Origin of the sequence: Croceicoccus gelatinilyticus (genome assembly GCF_018398395.1) — a bacterium.
GTDB lineage: Bacteria > Pseudomonadota > Alphaproteobacteria > Sphingomonadales > Sphingomonadaceae > Croceicoccus > Croceicoccus gelatinilyticus.
On record NZ_JAHCBF010000002.1, the window covers coordinates 361,679 to 378,606 of the forward strand.

Below are 16,928 nucleotides of genomic sequence, written 5' to 3' on the forward strand. Positions count from 1 at the left end.
AGGAGATGCCTCCCCGATCTTGGCCACATGAGGGAGTTCTCGTGCGCCAGGGTTCCACCCGGCAATTTCGAAAAGCCGGGGTCAAATGCAAAGGGACTGCAATGAACACCAAATCCATCAACAAGCTTGCGCTGCGCGCCAGCTCGGCTCTGACCGTGCTCGCCGTTGCCGGCGGCATGGCCGCACCGGCTTTCGCGCAGGACACGGTCGAGGAAGTTCAGGCTGAAGCAGCTGCCACGGGCGATGTCATCATCGTTACGGGTTCGCGCATCACCAACCCGAACCTCGAACAGTCCAGCCCGATCAACGTTGTCGGCGCAGACGAAATCGCACTTCGCCAGGCAACCAACGCCGAAGAACTGCTGGGTCAGCTGCCGGGCGTCGCTCCGGGCATCAGCAACAACGTCAACAACGGTTCGGGCGGCTTCGCCACCTTCAACCTGCGTAACCTCGGCTCGAACCGCAACCTCGTCCTGATGGACGGTACGCGCCTCGTTCCGTCGAGCACTGCTTCGCAGACCGACCTTAACATCATCCCCGTTGCGCTGATCGAACGCGTCGACATCGTCACCGGTGGTGCTTCGTCGGTGTACGGTGCTGACGCCATCGCCGGCGTTGTCAACTTCGTCACGAAGCGCGACTTCGAAGGCGCGAACGTCACGTCCTCGATCGGCATCAACGAAGAAGGCGACGGCAAGCGTTTCCGCACTGACGTCACCCTCGGCGCCAACTTCGACGACGGTCGCGGCAACGCGGTCCTCAACGTCGGCTACCAGACGATCGACTCGGTCCTCCAGGGCGACCGCGACATCTCGAAGAAGACGCTGTTCGTCGGCGGCCAGGAAATCGGTTCGGGCACCTCGGTCCCGACCCGCATCAATGGCGACCAGTACGATCCGGACACCGGCACGCTGGTTCCGACCTACAACACCTTCAACTTCGCACCGTTCAACTACTTCCAGACCCCGCTGGAGCGTTTCAACGTCTTCGGTCAGGGCCGCTACGAAGTTTCGGACGCTGTTGAACTCTATGCCAAGGGCATGTTCACGAAGTCGACGGTTTCGCTGCAGCTCGCTCCGTCGGGCCTGTTCGGCGACACGTGGCAGCTTCCCCTGGACAACGCGTTCCTGACGCCCGCCATCCAGGCTCAGCTTTGCGCCGACAACAACATCGCTGACTGCGCCGGTGCGATCGCTTCCGGTACGGAAGTGCCGACCATCATCAACCGTCGTCTGGTTGAACAGGGCGCCCGTCAGACCGACTACGTCACCAACCAGTTCCAGATCTGGACCGGTGCACGCGGCGGCCTGACCGACCTCCTCGACTGGGACGTCTACGGCCTTTACGGTGAATCGGATCGTACCGAAACGAACATCAACTGGGGTCTGAAGTCGCGCGTTCAGCAGGCTCTGCGCACTGCCGATGCAGAAACCTGCTCGGATGCGTCGAACGGCTGCTACCCGATCAACCTGTTCGGTGACGGTCAGTCGATCGATCCGCAGTCGGTTGCGTTCTTCAACGCTCCGGCCATCGCAACCACCAAGACGACGCTTTCGGTCGTTTCGGGCAGCATCACCGGCGACCTTACCGAAACCGGTTTCTTCGCTGCTGAAACCCCGATCGGTATCGCACTGGGTTCGGAATACCGTCGCTATCGCGCCGAGCAGCAGTCCGACGCTGCAAGCGCGACGCAGGACGAAGTTCTGGGCACGGGTGCACCGTCGCCGTCGTTCGCAGGTGAATATGACGTTTGGGAAGTCTTCGGCGAAACCATCATTCCGCTGGTTGAAGACACCCCCGGCATCTACAACCTGTCGCTCGAACTCGGTGCTCGTTACTCCGAATACTCGAACGCAGGCTCGACCTTCACCTGGAAGGCCGGCGGTAGCTGGGAACCGGTGCAGGGTTACAAGATCCGCGGCATCTACCAGCGTTCGGAACGTGCTCCGAACATCGGCGAACTGTTCGATCCGGTGACCACCGGCCTGAACAACCTTGCTGTCGATCCGTGCGCAGGCGCGAACCCGACCGCTCCGCAGTCGATCTGTACGGCTCAGGGCGCTCCGGCCAGCACCTACGGCAACATTCCGCAGCCTTCGGCCGCTCAGATCAACCAGACCAGCGGCGGCAACCCCGACCTGGGAACGGAAAAGGCCGACTCGTGGACCATCGGTACGGTTATCACCCCGCCGTCGATCCCCGGTCTGTCGCTCACGGTTGACTACTACAACATCAAGGTCACCGACGCGATCACCACCCCGACCCCGGGCGACATCATTGGTCCGTGTTTCGACGATGGCAACGCAGACGCCTGCGCTCTCATCCAGCGTAACCCGCTCAATGGCTCGCTCAACGGCGGTGGCGACACCCCGGGTCTCATCCTGCAGCTCACGAACCAGGGCACGATCAAGACCTCGGGCATCGACGCCCGCCTGGTCTATGACATCCCGACTTCGTTCGGCGGCGTGAACTTCGACATCACCGGCAACTGGACCAAGGAATTCTACTTCCAGGCCTCGCCGACGTCGGATCCGCTGATCTGCTCGGGTGAATACGGCGTTGACTGTGACCCGCCGCAGCCGGAATTCAGCTTCGACGCCCGCGTTGGCCTCGATGTTGGCTCGGCTGGCGAGTTCTCGGTGCTGTGGCGCTGGATGGACGGCCTGAAGTACGAAGAACTGAACGACGAAGGCTTCGTTCTCGACGGTTCGGGCATCCTGCCCGAGTACTCGGAAATCGGTGCTCGTTCGTACTTCGACTTCACCTACCGCAACCAGGTCACCGACAACATCGGCATGAGCTTCACGGTCTTCAACGTCCTCGACAAGAAGGCTCCGAACGTGTCGTCCTACATCGGTACGTCGTCGTACAACTCGGGTAACACCTACCCGTCGGTTTACGACGTTCTCGGCCGCCGCTTCATGCTGACTGCAAACGTCAGCTTCTAATCGGCACCTACCGAAAAGAAGGGGGGGCGGAAGTTTCGACTTCCGCCCCCTTTTCTTTTGTCTGCGATTAATGCGCCGGATGGCGCATACGGCCCTTAGCGGACGCGCTACTTCACCCGCAGCACGCCCATGAAACCATTGCGCCCCTGGATCCGCAGGCGGTAACCGCCGAACCCGCTGGGCTCGATTTCGGCAACCCAGCCGGCCCGCAGCCTGCCACGCATGTTGCCATTGCCGGTTTCCCGCCAAAGCTGCCCGTTCTCGAACAGGATGACCATGCGCGAGGTCTTGTCGACGAAGACGTCGGCAATCGTCAGGGTCAGGATGTAATCGCCGTCTGCATTTTTGGACAATGCCGTGTCCGCAACCTGATCAAGCGCCTCAACCGGAACATCGGCCTCGGCAGCGGCGCGTTCGCTCATCCCGAATGTTTCGGCAGTCAGCTGCTCACTGCGCCGGTTTTCCTCTGCCTGCGCCTGCGGCAAGGCCAACAGCGCCTCATCGAAGCAGGCAAGGCGCGCGTCCGATTCCTGTATCGAGCCACATTCGCGGAACGGATCGAGCAGTCGCGCCTCACGCTTGTCCTGCGCGTTCGCCGATGCTGCGGCGGAAATTGCGATAGCCATGGCGAGGCTACCGCATGCAAACTTCTGGAATCTCATCTGATCTACCATCCCGGTCTTTCGTGGACGCCACACAGGCGCATCACCGCTTCGCAGCGGTTCTCACGAAAAAGCTAGCGCCCGGACCGAGCGGGTCAATCGGTTTCGCCGATCAGCTTTCGGCAAGCGGCCCAAGCGCCTCGCGCAGCGGATCGAGCCACTGCGAATAGGGCTTCCACACCGCCATGCCATCGCGGTTCAGCGGGCGGCGTACCTGCTCGCTGCTGGGCGTGCGGACCGAACGATCAAGCTTGTGGTATTCGAGTACCGACGGATCCCATTCGACCCCGATATGGTCGAGCGCAGCGCGCAGCACCGGCTCCGGCTCTTCGATCAGGCGGATATAGTCGATGTGATGCACCAGCCCCGGCGCCGCTTCGTCGAAATGCGCCATGTAGTCGACGTAATCGACGTACGTGCGCCCGATATGTTCAAGCGCGAAAGACGACGAGTGCGCGTCTGTGAACGACTGCGTGAAGTTCGCAAAGCAGCAGTCCATCGCCGGGCGGCGGATGTCGATGATCTTCGCCTGCGGCAGGATGCGGCGGATCAGAAACACGTTGCTCCAGTTATGGGGCAGCTTGTCGATGAAGAACGGATCCTCGCTCTGCCGGTGCAGCGCCACGCGGCGCAGGTAATCCTGCCCCATCGCCTGCGCCTGCTGATCGGTTAGCGAGGCGACGAGCTGCGGCACGGTCATCTTCTGGCGCATCGTCGCCGCTTCCAGCATCGCGCGCAGGATCGCGGGCACGTACTGCAACTCGCCCACCGCCTCGATCTGGTGGTGCGAGCCGAGCATCTGTTCAAGCAGCGTCGAACCCGATCGCGGCAGCGAGACGATGAAGATCGGCGTCACGTCGCCCACCGGCGCATCGGGGAACGAGGCGATCCGCTGGGCGGTCGCGATCTGGCGTGTCTGGGCGACTTCCTCGCGCAGTTCGGTGGCATCGTAACCGATGCTTTCCGCGCGCAACCAGTTGCCCTTTTCGTAGTGCGCGAAGGCCCCTTCATAATCGCCGCGTTCGTGCAGAGCGCGGGCCAGCGCGAAGTGGACCGAGGCTGCGTTGCGGTCCTCGCGCGCGTCGGCGACGATGCGCTGCAACTGCGCGACTTCCTCGTCGGTCAGCACTTTCTTGCGGATCGAGGCCAGCGCCCACCACGCTTCGCCCGCGCCTTCGGCCAGCGCGATGGCCTTGCGGAAAGTCTCGACCGCCTCGTCCACCCGGCCTGCTGCGCGCAAGTTGTGGCCCAGCGCAATAAGGTGCTGCGGGTTTTTCGGGTCGGCCGCGGCTAGTTCCTGCTGCAGTTCGAGCGCTTCGTCGCTGCGCCCGATCTTGGTCAGCACCCCGCTGTAGAGCGAGCGGAAATTGTCGTCCCCGCCCTGCTCGATCGCCTTTTCGAGCAGCGCCAGCGCCTCGGGCACCTTTTCGCGGCGCAGCAGCACGGTGATGAAGGTGCTGCGCAGTTCGGGCGTGTTGAACCCTGTCGCCAGCGCCTTGCGCATGAAATGTTCGGCCTGCCCCAGCGCGCCGATCATCGCGGCGGCCTGTCCCAGCATGGCAAGCCCGCGCGGCTCGTCCTTGTGCTGGCGAAGGTGCGCCATGATCGCCTGCGCGGCCTGTTCGGGGCGCTGTTCGTCAAGCAGTGCCTGCGCCTGGGCGAGGCCGGGGAATGCGGCAACGCTCGCCATCATGCTTCTCCGTAACCGAGCAGGCGGCGAAGGCCGGGCACGTGGTAATCGACCAGCGCCTTGTGGCGGGCGGACAGTTCGTCGGGAAGGTCGAGTCCGATGCCGGTCAGGTTCTCGCGCGCGGTGCCGCTGTTTTCAGGGGCCGAGCCAATGGCGACGCGTTCGCGCCAGTCTTCGGGCAGCGTCAGTCCGCAGGCACCGAACAGGCTTTCGAAGAATCGCTCGGCGCGCTTGCTGGCAAGGTCGCCCACGGCATCGCGCAAGTCCTCGAACCGGATGGGATAGCAGCGCGCGCCCAGCCAGGCGGCGGCGTTCATTTCGTAGATGTCGCGCAGGCTCGGCGCTTTTCCGGGCAGGCCGAAGATCATCATCGTGATCAGTTCGTCCGCGCTCAGCTTGCCGTCCTTGATATGGTCGAGATTGCCGGAAAACTGGTCCGACACGAAGAACCGCGCACGGGCCAGCACCCAGTCATAGGGGTCACGGTAAAGCAGGATGCGGCGGGCGGGCGCAGTCTCGATCGCCGAGGCATCGGCGAGAAACAGGTGCCCCCAGCTCAGCATCGGATTGGCGGGATCGAAGGCCTTCAGATGCTGCTGCATGTTGGCCCACTGGATGAAGTCGGCCTTGTACTGCTGCTCCACCGGAACGAACATCCGCATCACGTTGCGCAGCAGGTGGCTCCCGCTCTTGGGAACCGAATTGAGGAAGATCGGCACTTCCAGCCGGGTCTGTTCGAAACGCCCGTTCGCTTCGTCGAGGTTGTCGGATTTCACCCAGATGCTGGCCATGGTCTCTCTTCGAAAAGGGTTCGGGGGAATTACCTGCCCCGGATAGCAAACCGGGCGACATGTCGCCATGCCGCCCGGTCCTTGTTCAGCAGTCGTGTCCTGATGCGAAGATCAGAACTTGGCCGCCACGTTGATGAACGCGCGGCGTCCAACAAGGCTGTACTGCGAGGCCGCAACGACAGGGCCGATCATCGAGATCTGACCACCGTTCAGCACCGACACGCGCGGCGGGCGGGTGTTGAACAGGTTGTTCACGCCCAGCGTGATGTCGAAGCTGTCGTCGACCGTCGCCGTGACAGAGGCGTTGTGGTAGAACATCGTCGGCGTCGTCAGGTCCGGGCAATACCGGCCATAGATCGTCGAGTTGATGCACGTGTCGCCACCGTAGTCGTCCTTGAAGTCCGACACGTCAGACGTGCTGCCGATCAGGTTGATGCCGTAGAAGAAGCTGACATCCCACGGCGTGTTCCAGTTGGCACGGAAGTCGGCGACCCATTCGGGCGAACCGGCTTCACCGTTGTCCGATTCAAGCGGCGAACCCGGCAGAAGGCGCGAGTTGTCCTTGATCTGGTACGTCGCATCGGCGGTGAACGTCAGCGAGCCGGCAGTGCCGAGGTCCTGGCGAACGTCGAGTGCGAAGTCGAGGCCGGTGTTACGCTGCGTCGCGATGTTCACGAACTGGTCGTAAACGATGGCGATGTTGTTCGCGTTTGCCGTCTGGCCACGTTCGAACAGCGAGCACAGCGGATCGTTCGGGAAATTTTCCGAATCGTAGCAGCCGTACAGGATGTTCGATGCGCCCAGCTGCGCGATCTCGCCCTTCACCTTGATGTCGAAGTAATCGACCGCAAGGCTGACGCGGGTACCGGCCGGCATCTGCGGGGTCAGGACACCGCCGACGACGAATGCGCGCGACGTTTCCGATTCCAGCAGGCCAAGACCGCCACTCGACACGCCGGTTGCCGAAACGCCGGCACCCGAGTGGGTGGCGGGGACGCCATCGGCGGCGCAGTTGTCGGCAACGCGCTGCGAAATCGCACCGGTTGCAAGGGCATTGCCCCACAGACGGCAGGGGTCGTTACGCTGGCTGACCGAGAAAGTTTCGTCCGCAAGGAACTGTTCGAACAGCGCCGGTGCACGGAACGAGGTACCATAGGAACCGCGGAAGCGGAGCCAGTCGGTCGTCGCCCAGTTCAGGCCGATCTTGTACGTGAAGTTGCCGTTGTCCGACGCGCTTTCGCCGTCCGACTTGCGGGTTGCCTTCACGTTGGTCAGGCGGCCTGCAGCCGAAAGGGTCAGTTCCTCGAAGAACGGACGGTCGGCCAGAAGCGGAACGTTGATTTCCGCAAAAGCTTCGGTCGTCAGCGACTTACCGGCAGTGATACCCGAAGTGGAGGTACCCCATGCGTTGCCCGAACGGGTGATTTCGCCCGGAACGTCGTTGATCTTGTCTTCACGCGCATTGGCACCGATCGCGATGCCGAGCGGACCAGCAGGAAGCTCGAACAGCTCGCCCGAAAGCGATGCTTCGACGGTCTTCTGCGTGTAGGTCGTCTGGCCTTCTTCCCAGTCGAACAGGAATTCGGCCTGTTCCGGCGTGATCTGGCCGGCGAGGAAGTAGGGGTCGGCCCACGGAATATCGACGCAGTCCTTGCCGCCGAGGGGCGTGACCATGCCGACGCACGAACCGAGGTAGCCGAAGCCCTGATAGTAACCGATATCGTACGAATCCTGCAGGATCTGCTGGGTACGATACTTGCCCTTCGAGCGCGAATACTGGCCGTAGATTTCATAGCGCCAGCGGCTGTCGGCGAAATCGCCGCGAAGCCCTGCGACGCCGCGATAGTAGTCGACCGTCTGGCTGGAATCCGACTGGTCGGTGATGGCGGTCGGGCTGATGTAGTTGATGCCCTGCCAGCCGTCGCCCCAGATGTTCCAGTAGTTGCCTGCACCGGTCGAGTAGAGGTCGCCCGTGTAGCCGAAGTTCCAGAACTGGCGCCAGCCGTTCTGGTAGGTTTCGCGGCGGTTGTAGAGGAACTCACCGAACAGTTCGACCGAATCCGAAATCTCGTACGATGCGTCCGCGTATGCGGTGTAGAGATCGGTTTCCGGAATGATCGTCTGCTGTTCGACGAAGGGGTGGTAGTTGTTGGTGACAGCGCGCGATGCGGTGTCGTAGCTGACCGGATACCAGCCGGCCGGAGCGCCGAAGTCGCCGACGGAGTCGGGAGCACCGAAGGCCGGAACGCCCAGCGTTTCGCCCGGGTACTGGTACTGCATCAGCACCGTCGCAAAGTTGGGCGAGGTGTTGGTGCCGTCATCGAGATAGAGGTTGTCGACCAGGTTGTAGGTCCACACGTGGCCCCACGGCAGGTCTTCGCACTTGTAGTTGCCGGTGCGCGGATCGATGAGATCGGCGCGGCTGCCATCTTCGCGGAAGGTGTAAGCTTCCGGACATGCCAGGTAGCCGCGATCGCCGCGCTTCAGTTCGTTGGTGTGCGAATAGTCGCCCGCGATCAGGATGTGGCCGCGATCGAAGGTTTTGCCGAAGATGCCGCTGAGACGGTAATCTTCACCGCCGCCATCGAACGGAACCGACGAACTGAAACTCAGCTCGACACCGTCGGTGTCGGTCTTGGTGATGATGTTCACAACACCGGCGACTGCGTCCGAACCATAGACCGACGAAGCGCCCGTCTTCAGGATCTGGACATTCTGGGCCAGCGACTGCGGCAGGACGTTGAGGTCGAAGGACGACACGCCGCCACGGGTACCGGCGGGGCCTGCACGGCGACCGTTGAGAAGGACGAGCGTACGGTTCGGGCCAAGGCCACGAAGGTCGATCGTCTGTGCGCCCGGGCCGCCGTTCGTCACGAAGTTGGACGAGATCGCAGCGGTGATCTGGGTGGAGCCTGCCGCGACGGGCGAGCTCTGCAGGGTGGAGGCGAGGTCGAGCTTGCCTTCACGGCGCGCGACTTCCGGTTCGATCACGGTGATCGGATCCGGGCTGTTGAATTCGTTGATGCCGCCGATGCGCGAACCGGTCACGATGATGACTTCATCGCTTGCCTGTGCGTCTTCGACGGTTTCTTCCACGTCCTGTGCAATTGCCGCGGTGGGCAGGCCCATCGCGAGCCCTGCCATCGCGGCAGGATATAGCGCGCTCGATCCGAGCAGGCTCAGTTTTTTCATGTTGCAGTCCCCGTTAGGTTCACGAAACGAACGCATCAGCAATCCCGTGCAAAACGAACGTTTCATTTCCAACTAAATCGATGTGCAACACGCGTTGCAAGTGCGAAGAGGCGAAAAATTGGCCCCGGGGAGGCACTTGTGACCCATTGGCCACACCATCCCGCGCGGATAATGGCAAATTGCTGCAATCGCACCTTCGCCATGGGACCGTTCCCAAGAACTGATTTGGCCGCAGAGCAAGCGAATTAACATATTTCAGGCGTGTTGCGATTCGGCCACGATCGGCACGGAATATCGTATGCAACGTAACTAGTTTCTCGCTTTCAGGCCGCTAAACCGGAATACGTGCCTGCAAGGTGCGCCTGCACGTCGCGTGTGATGGTGCGCTTTTGGGACCGGGGTCTGACCACCCCGCAAGCGTAGGGACTGAATTTCATGCTCAAGCACGATACGGCGCGGCGCGCTTTGTCCGCCACGACCGCACTTACCGGCTTTGCCGCCATTTCACTGTCGATGATCGCCACCCCCGCCTTCGCTCAGGCCGAGGAAAGCTAAGAAGAAATTCTCGACGTCACCACGCCGCAGGCCGCTGAAGATGACGGCGCCATCGTCGTCGTCGGTTCGCGTCTGCGCCGCACCGAATTCAACAGCCCCGATCCGATCCAGATCATCTCGCCGGAACTGGGCATCAAGAAGGGCCAGGCCGACGCTGCCGACCTTCTGCAGAACTCACCGCTTGCTGCCGGTTCCACCCAGATCACCTCGACGCTTTCGTCGAACTTCGTCACCGACGGCGGTGTCGGCGCACAGACGCTGTCGTTGCGCGGCCTCGGCGCCAACCGCACGCTCGTCCTGCTGAACGGTCGCCGTGCCGGTCCGGCCGGTACCCGCGGCGCGGTCTCCTCGTTCGACCTCAACGTCCTGCCGATCTCGATCATTTCGGACGTCGAAATCCTGAAGACCGGCGCATCGTCGATCTACGGTTCGGACGCAGTTGCCGGCGTGGTCAACATCAAGACCCGCCAGGACCTCGACGGCTTCGACGTGTCGCTGTTCGCATCGCCCACCGAAGACGGCGGCGGCGAATCGTACCAGACCAGCCTCGCCTGGGGTAAGACCTTCGACCGCGGTCACATCATGTTCGCCGGCGACTACTACCGCCGCAACGAACTGGAACGCCGCGACCGCGACTACCTGGCTTGCGACGAGGACTACATCGTCAACGAAGCCGGCCAGCGCGCCGACATCACCGATCCGCGCACCGGCCAGCCGTATTGTAACGGCACGATCGGCAACCTGATCTTCACCTACGACTACATCGGTACCGTGGGCAACGCTTTCGGCATCCCGACGCCGAGCAACCTGTTCACGCCGGGCGGTCAGGCGATCCAGATCATCCAGCCGGACCGTGGCGGCGACCGCCTGGGCGAATTCCTGCCCTCGCTCGACCCCGCAGCGCAGCTGTTCCAGTTCAGCGCGCCGTCGAACTACTTCCCCGTCAACTATGACGGTCCGTCGACCGGCCTTCTGAACCTTTACCCCGAGGCGGAGAAGAAGGAATCGGTCATCCCGCAGACCGATCGCTACACGCTCTACGCCAACGGCGCCTATGAGATCACCGACAATGTCGAGATCTACGGCGAAGCGCTTTACAACAACCGCAAGACCCACGTTGACGCATCGCGCCAGCTGTTCCCGGTCCAGTACACGGGCTTCTCGGTCCTGCCCTACCTCTTCGGCGACAGCGCAGCGCTCTTCTCGGGCGATCCGCTGAACGACGAGTTCTCGGGCGAAGTCCTGCTGCAGCCGGTCATCGTGACCGACAACTTCGATCAGGACATCGAAGTCGACTACTACCGCGGCGTGCTCGGCGCCCGTGGCGACTACGGCAGCATGATCCCGAACTGGAGCTGGGACCTTTACGGCCAGTTCAGCCGTTCGGACGGCAGCTACACCAGCGACATCGTGTTCAACGATGCCTACGACACGCTGAACTACCGTACGGAGCTGTGCGAAGGCACGGTGACTTCGGTTCGCGGCGTGCCCTGCGTCGACATCGACATCACCAGCCCCGATACGCTGGCCGGCAACTTCACGCCCGAAGAGGAAGCCTTCCTGTTCGGGCGCGACACCGGCACGACCCGCTATGACCAGTGGAGCACCGAGTTCTTCACCTCGGGCGACCTGATCAAGCTTCCGGGCGGCATGTCGCAGCTCGGCGTCGGCGTCCAGTTCCGCCGCGACGAGATCACCGACACTCCCGGACCGGCAACGCTGGCCGGCAACTCGTGGGGCCTGACGAGCGCGGGCATCACCGCCGGCAAGTCCGACACCTACGAAGCCTTCGGCGAACTTGAACTGCCGATCTTCGGCGGCGTGCCCTTCGTGGAAGACTTCACGATCAACCTTGCTGGCCGCTTCACCCGCGTCGACGCCGAACGTTCGTCGGACGGCGCGAGCGACAGCGACGAGGACTTCACCTACAAGATCGGCGCCAACTGGCAGGTCACCGACTGGCTGCGTTTCCGCGGTTCGTACGGCACCTCGTTCCGTACGCCGGCCCTGTACGAACAGTTCCTGCAGGACCAGACCGGCTTCCTCGCGCAGCTTTCGGTCGACCCCTGCATCCGCTGGGGCACGGGCCTTGCCAACGGTGCGGTCACGCAGCGTCTGGCCGACAACTGCGCCGCAGCCGGCGTTCCGTCGGACTACAACGGCGTCGGTTCGAGCGCGCAGACCATCTCGGGTGGCGGTATCGGTGTCCTCGACTCCGAAACCTCGCGCGCATGGTCGGGCTCGGTCATCCTGACCCCGCAGCTGTGGAGCGGGTCGGACTTCAGCCTCGCTGTCGACTACATCGACATCAAGGTTAAGGGCGAAGTCACCCAGCTGGGCGCCGCGAACATCGTGTCGTCGTGCTACAACTCGGAGTTCTATCCGAACGATCCGCTTTGCAACCAGTTCGTCCGCGACAGCGATCCGAACAGCACGTCGTTCAACAACATCCTCACGATCCGCAACCCGTACCTGAACATCGACAGCCAGCGTAACCGCGCCGTCGACGTCACGCTCCAGTTCTCGCAGGACCTGGGCGACATGGGTGAACTGGGCCTTCTGGCGCAGATGACGTGGCAGCTTGAGGACAAGTTCGGCCTGTTCGACAACACGATCAGCGACGACAACGGCGAAGTGGGCGATCCGAAGTGGGTCGGCGATTTCGCAGTGTCGTGGGCCCGCAAGGCCGTGACCGTGCTGTGGAGCATGGACGTGATCGGCAAGACTTCCGACAAGGAAGACGTGCTCGACACCTACGGCACGCTCTGCCCGAGCAGCAGCTTCCGTGGCGGCGCCGTCTGCCCGGACTACACGCTGGGTACGACGTTCTACCACAATGCCTCGGTCAACCTCGAAGTCGCCGACGACTTCGACCTGACGCTGGGCGTTGCGAACCTGTTCGACACCGCACCGCCGCGTGCGTCGAGCGTGTTCTCCACGATCAGCCACATCGGTCAGGCACCGACCATCGGCACCTACTACGACTACCTCGGCCGCCGCGCGTTCGTTCGCGCCCGGGCGCGGTTCTGATCTTTCCCGATCAGGTAAGCCAAAAAGAAAGGGCCCCGGGAAACCGGGGCCCTTTTTTGTTGAGGGTTTGCAGAAGGGGTCAGGCGACCTGCATGTCCAGTGCGCCGTCGCCTTCGTCGATCTTCACCGTGCTGCCGTCGGGAATCTCGCCCGAGAGCAGCATTTCGGCCAGCGGGTCCTGCAGGTAACGCTGCACCGCCCGCTTCAGCGGCCTTGCGCCATAGACGGGATCGTAACCGACCCGGCCCAGCCACTTCTTCGCACCGTCCGTCAGGTCCAGCACGATCTTGCGGTCCTTGAGCAGCTTCTGCACCCGGCCCACCTGGATCTCTACGATCGGGGCCATGTGCTCTGCCGCAAGGCGGTGGAACAGGATGATCTCGTCCAGGCGGTTCAGGAACTCGGGGCGGAAGTGCCCGCGCACGACTTCCATGACCTGCGGCTCGACATCCTCGACCTTCTGGTCGTCTTCCATGTTGGCGAGATACTGGCTGCCGAGGTTCGAGGTCAGGATGATCAGCGTGTTCGAGAAATCGACCACGCGGCCCTGCCCGTCGGTCAGACGGCCATCGTCCAGCACCTGAAGCAGCACGTTGAACACGTCCTGGTGCGCCTTCTCGACCTCGTCGAACAGCACGACCTGATAGGGCCTGCGCCGGACCGCCTCGGTCAGAACGCCGCCTTCCTCGTATCCGACATAGCCCGGAGGCGCGCCGATCAGGCGGGCGACGGCGTGCTTCTCCATGAACTCGCTCATGTCGATGCGCACCATCGCGCTGTCGTCGTCGAACAGGAATTCGGCGAGCGCCTTGGTCAGCTCGGTCTTGCCGACACCCGTGGGGCCGAGGAACAGGAAGCTGCCCAGCGGCCGGTTCGGGTCCTGCAGCCCTGCCCGCGCGCGGCGGACGGCCTTGGACACGGCGACCACGGCCTGTTCCTGACCGATGACGCGCTTGCCGATCACTTCCTCCATGTTGAGGAGCTTTTCGCGCTCGCCTTCCATCATCTTGTCGACGGGCACGCCGGTCCACTTGGACACGACACCGGCGATGTCGTCCTCGGTCACTTCCTCGCGCAGCAGCGCGTTTTCGGAATGGGCCTGCGCTTCCTCCAGCTTCTTTTCGAGCTGCGGAATCTTGCCGTAGGAAAGCTCGCCCGCCTTGGCGAGGTCGCCTGCGCGCTGCGCCTGTTCGAGCTCGATACGGGCGGCATCCAGCTCTTCCTTGATCTTGGCTTCGGCGTGGATCTTGTCACGCTCGTTCTGCCAGCGGGTCGTCAGTTCGGACGACTGCTGTTCTAGGTTCGCCAGCTCCTCGCGCAGGGCGGCCAGCCGGTCCTTGCTCGCGGAATCGGTCTCTTTCTGGAGCGCCTGTTCCTCGATCTTCAGCTGGATGATCCGGCGGTCGAGGTTTTCAATCTCCTCGGGCTTGCTCTCGACCTCCATGCGGATGCGGCTTGCCGCCTCGTCCATGAGGTCGATGGCCTTATCGGGCAGGAAACGGTCGGAGATATAACGGTTCGACAGCTGCGCTGCGGCAACGATCGCGCCGTCGGTGATGCGAACGCCGTGGTGCAGCTCGTACTTCTCCTTGAGGCCGCGCAGGATCGAGATCGTGTCCTCGACCGTCGGCTCTCCCACGAAGACGGGCTGGAACCGCCGCTGCAGCGCGGGGTCCTTCTCCACGTACTTCTGGTATTCGTCGAGCGTGGTCGCGCCGATGCAGTGCAGCTCGCCGCGGGCCAGCGCGGGCTTCAGCAGGTTGCCCGCATCCATCGCGCCTTCGGACTTACCGGCACCGATCAGGGTGTGCATCTCGTCGATGAACAGGATGATCTGCCCCTCGGCACCCTTCACTTCGTCGAGCACGGACTTCAGCCGCTCCTCGAACTCGCCGCGATACTTCGCGCCCGCGATCAGGCTGCCCATATCGAGCGCCATGAGCGTGCGGTCCTTCAGGCTGTCGGGCACGTCGCCATTGGCGATGCGCAGGGCCAGTCCCTCGGCGATGGCGGTCTTGCCGACGCCGGGTTCGCCGATGAGGACAGGGTTGTTCTTGGTGCGGCGCGCAAGGATCTGCACGGTGCGGCGGATTTCCTCGTCACGGCCGATAACGGGGTCGAGCTTGCCCTCGCGGGCCGCCGCCGTCAGGTCGCGCGCATACTTCTGCATCGCGTCGTAGCTTTCCTCCGCACTCGCGGTATCGGCCGTGCGGCCGCCGCGCAGTTCGGTAATCGCCGCCTCAAGCGCCTGCGGCGTGAGGTTCGCAGCCTTCAGCGCCTGACCGGCAGCCGTAGTCGTCGCCAGCGTCAGCGCGAGCAGGAGGCGTTCAACCGTGACGTAGGCGTCGTTCGACTTGGTGGCGAGCTGTTCGGCCTGGTCCAGGACGCGCACGGCATCGTTGTCGAGCCCGGGCGTCTGCTGCGCCCCGCCGCCCGACACGGCCGGCACCTTGGCCAGAGCCTTGTCGACTTCGGCCTGCGCAAGCGCGGCGTTGCCGCCGGCGCGCTGGATCAGGCCCGATGCCATGCCCTCGCCGTCTTCCAGCAGGGCCTTCAGAATGTGATCGGGCGAGATTCGCTGGTGGTTCATGCGGATGGCCACGGTCTGCGCGGCCTGCAGGAAACCTTTCGCCCGGTCGGTGAACTTTTCGAGATTCATCGCTGGTCCTTCCCTGAGTACCGACTTCAGATAGTGTTGCAATTTTACAACACAAGGACTGGCCGCACGAAAATTTACCTATGAAACGTGCGTCCTCTTCCCCCGTTCACGAAAGATAGGATTAAGCCCGCGCAATGCAATTGATGCAGAACAACCCGCGGGTTAGACCATGCGCAATCTAATCGAGAGGAGCGCGAGAATGTCGGTAGGCGGAACCTACGAAGTCACCACCAAGACCCCGATGGGCGACCAGTCGGGCACGTTCACGGTCGTTCCTGCAGATGACGGCAAGACCTTTGCCGGCAAGTTCACCGGCCCGATGGGATCGATCGACATCGAAGACGGGGTGATCGACGGCAATGACCTGACCTTCAAGGTCACGATGACCGCACCCATGCCGATGACGATCGACGGCAAGGCGACCGTCGATGGCGAAGCGATTGCAGGAGCGATGAGCACGCCTTTCGGCGCGATGGCGATGACCGGCAAGCGCGTCGGCTAGCATGCGCCATAACAATTTGAGGATAAGTATTTAAATTCAATTTATTAAACTTGATATATTTGATCTTCTCTGCAATTTTAGTGCCCCAATTAAGGGGGGATTATGAAAAGAATTGCTTCTTGTTTTTTAGCACTGAGCTTGGCAGCTTGTGCTGGCACACCTGCACCAAACTACATACCGGTCTCGAAAGAAATCAGTTTTCCTGAGATCGGCGTGGTGACTGTCGCTTCACTTGGTGAAGACATGGTCAAGCAGGGTATTTACACAGAGACTGACGGAATCGAGACTTCTTCAGAAAACAATATCAAGGGGTACAAGTTAAGCCCCGGGTTTTACCCTCAGATTTCTGAGGACGAAGAATACACATACCACTCTTTCTCAATGCGGTCCTCACGAGATGGTAGCGGATATCTTATATCGAACCGCGACTTCTTAGGTTTTCCACTTGCCATACCGCAGTCAATTAGCGCCTCAAAGAGCAAGCAGGAAACTTGCGTTGTCGTTGGAGGCATCAATGGCAAAGCATGCGACACAGAACACGCCTTCGTGCGCACCCGCAGACCCTCATTATCCGATCGCGACCTTCAACAAACTCTGATTTATAGCGGTCGCGTTGGTGATCGTATTAAAATCGGATACCGCGAATCTTCTGGAAATATGGCTCGACCAGCTTTCTCAAACGAAGCCGAATACGACCTCACGACTTCAGACGAAATTGCCTATAGAGGAGCTCGACTGAAGGTCATTGAGGCCGATAACCAAAAGATCAGGTATATCGTCCTCTCGAACTTCAACACAAACTGATTGTAGAACGGCAGAACGCCAAGGAGCGATGGCGATGATCGGCAAGCGCGTGGGCTAAGCCCCGCGCGGATCGAACGTAAAAAGGGGCCGCAGGT

The 16,928-nt window shown here is 62.1% G+C and carries 10 protein-coding genes; 4 read left to right on the forward strand and 6 right to left on the reverse strand.

Annotated features, from left to right (window positions below):
- Positions 1-101: 101 nt before the first annotated feature.
- Positions 102-2,948, forward strand: a complete 2,847-nt coding sequence (locus KIH45_RS05570) for a TonB-dependent receptor plug domain-containing protein (protein WP_213175014.1) — start codon at positions 102-104, stop codon at positions 2,946-2,948.
- Positions 2,949-3,055: 107 nt separating this feature from the next.
- Here KIH45_RS05570 and KIH45_RS05575 read toward each other — a convergent pair whose 3' ends face one another.
- The 5 genes from KIH45_RS05575 to KIH45_RS19265 form a co-directional block, all read right to left on the reverse strand.
- On the reverse strand, positions 3,056-3,574 hold the full coding sequence (locus tag KIH45_RS05575; protein WP_213175015.1) for a hypothetical protein: 519 nt from the start codon (positions 3,572-3,574) through the stop codon (positions 3,056-3,058).
- 148 nt (positions 3,575-3,722) lie between these two features.
- Entirely contained in the window at positions 3,723-5,303 is a 1,581-nt protein-coding gene (locus KIH45_RS05580; RefSeq protein ID WP_213175016.1) for a tetratricopeptide repeat-containing sulfotransferase family protein, read from the reverse strand.
- Positions 5,300-6,091 (reverse strand): hypothetical protein, encoded by a 792-nt coding sequence (locus KIH45_RS05585; protein WP_213175017.1) that lies wholly within the window; start codon positions 6,089-6,091, stop codon positions 5,300-5,302. The genes KIH45_RS05580 and KIH45_RS05585 overlap by 4 nt, the downstream gene beginning before the upstream one ends.
- Before the next feature lie 111 nt (positions 6,092-6,202).
- Entirely contained in the window at positions 6,203-9,283 is a 3,081-nt protein-coding gene (locus KIH45_RS05590; protein WP_213175018.1) for a TonB-dependent receptor domain-containing protein, read from the reverse strand.
- A gap of 551 nt (positions 9,284-9,834) precedes the next feature.
- Positions 9,835-10,071, reverse strand: a complete 237-nt coding sequence (locus tag KIH45_RS19265; RefSeq protein WP_213175019.1) for a hypothetical protein — start codon at positions 10,069-10,071, stop codon at positions 9,835-9,837.
- Between KIH45_RS19265 and KIH45_RS05600 the strand changes: the two genes are divergently transcribed.
- Entirely contained in the window at positions 9,971-12,868 is a 2,898-nt protein-coding gene (locus KIH45_RS05600; protein WP_337925417.1) for a TonB-dependent receptor domain-containing protein, read from the forward strand. The two genes, KIH45_RS19265 and KIH45_RS05600, sit on opposite strands and share 101 nt — an antisense overlap.
- 79 nt (positions 12,869-12,947) lie before the next feature.
- Here KIH45_RS05600 and clpB read toward each other — a convergent pair whose 3' ends face one another.
- Positions 12,948-15,527, reverse strand: a complete 2,580-nt coding sequence (gene clpB, locus KIH45_RS05605) for an ATP-dependent chaperone ClpB (RefSeq protein ID WP_213175021.1) — start codon at positions 15,525-15,527, stop codon at positions 12,948-12,950.
- Between the two features lie 199 nt (positions 15,528-15,726).
- Between clpB and KIH45_RS05610 the strand changes: the two genes are divergently transcribed.
- Together KIH45_RS05610 and KIH45_RS05615 are read left to right on the forward strand one after the other, a co-directional pair.
- A complete protein-coding gene (locus KIH45_RS05610) occupies positions 15,727-16,029 on the forward strand; it encodes a hypothetical protein (protein ID WP_213175022.1) in 303 nt (100 codons plus the stop codon).
- Positions 16,030-16,131: 102 nt separating this feature from the next.
- Positions 16,132-16,833, forward strand: coding sequence for a hypothetical protein (locus KIH45_RS05615; protein WP_213175023.1), 702 nt, complete (start codon positions 16,132-16,134; stop codon positions 16,831-16,833).
- Positions 16,834-16,928 lie beyond the last annotated feature (95 nt).

Bases quoted from the DNA above. Each gene is read 5' to 3' on its own strand.
- KIH45_RS05570 (WP_213175014.1), top strand. From the start codon at position 102: ATGAACACCAAATCCATCAACAAGCTTGCGCTGCGCGCCAGCTCGGCT.
- KIH45_RS05575 (WP_213175015.1), bottom strand. From the start codon at position 3,574: ATGGCTATCGCAATTTCCGCCGCAGCATCGGCGAACGCGCAGGACAAG.
- KIH45_RS05580 (WP_213175016.1), bottom strand. From the start codon at position 5,303: ATGATGGCGAGCGTTGCCGCATTCCCCGGCCTCGCCCAGGCGCAGGCA.
- KIH45_RS05585 (WP_213175017.1), bottom strand. From the start codon at position 6,091: ATGGCCAGCATCTGGGTGAAATCCGACAACCTCGACGAAGCGAACGGG.
- KIH45_RS05590 (WP_213175018.1), bottom strand. From the start codon at position 9,283: ATGAAAAAACTGAGCCTGCTCGGATCGAGCGCGCTATATCCTGCCGCG.
- clpB (WP_213175021.1), bottom strand. From the start codon at position 15,527: ATGAATCTCGAAAAGTTCACCGACCGGGCGAAAGGTTTCCTGCAGGCC.
- KIH45_RS05610 (WP_213175022.1), top strand. From the start codon at position 15,727: ATGTCGGTAGGCGGAACCTACGAAGTCACCACCAAGACCCCGATGGGC.
- KIH45_RS05615 (WP_213175023.1), top strand. From the start codon at position 16,132: ATGAAAAGAATTGCTTCTTGTTTTTTAGCACTGAGCTTGGCAGCTTGT.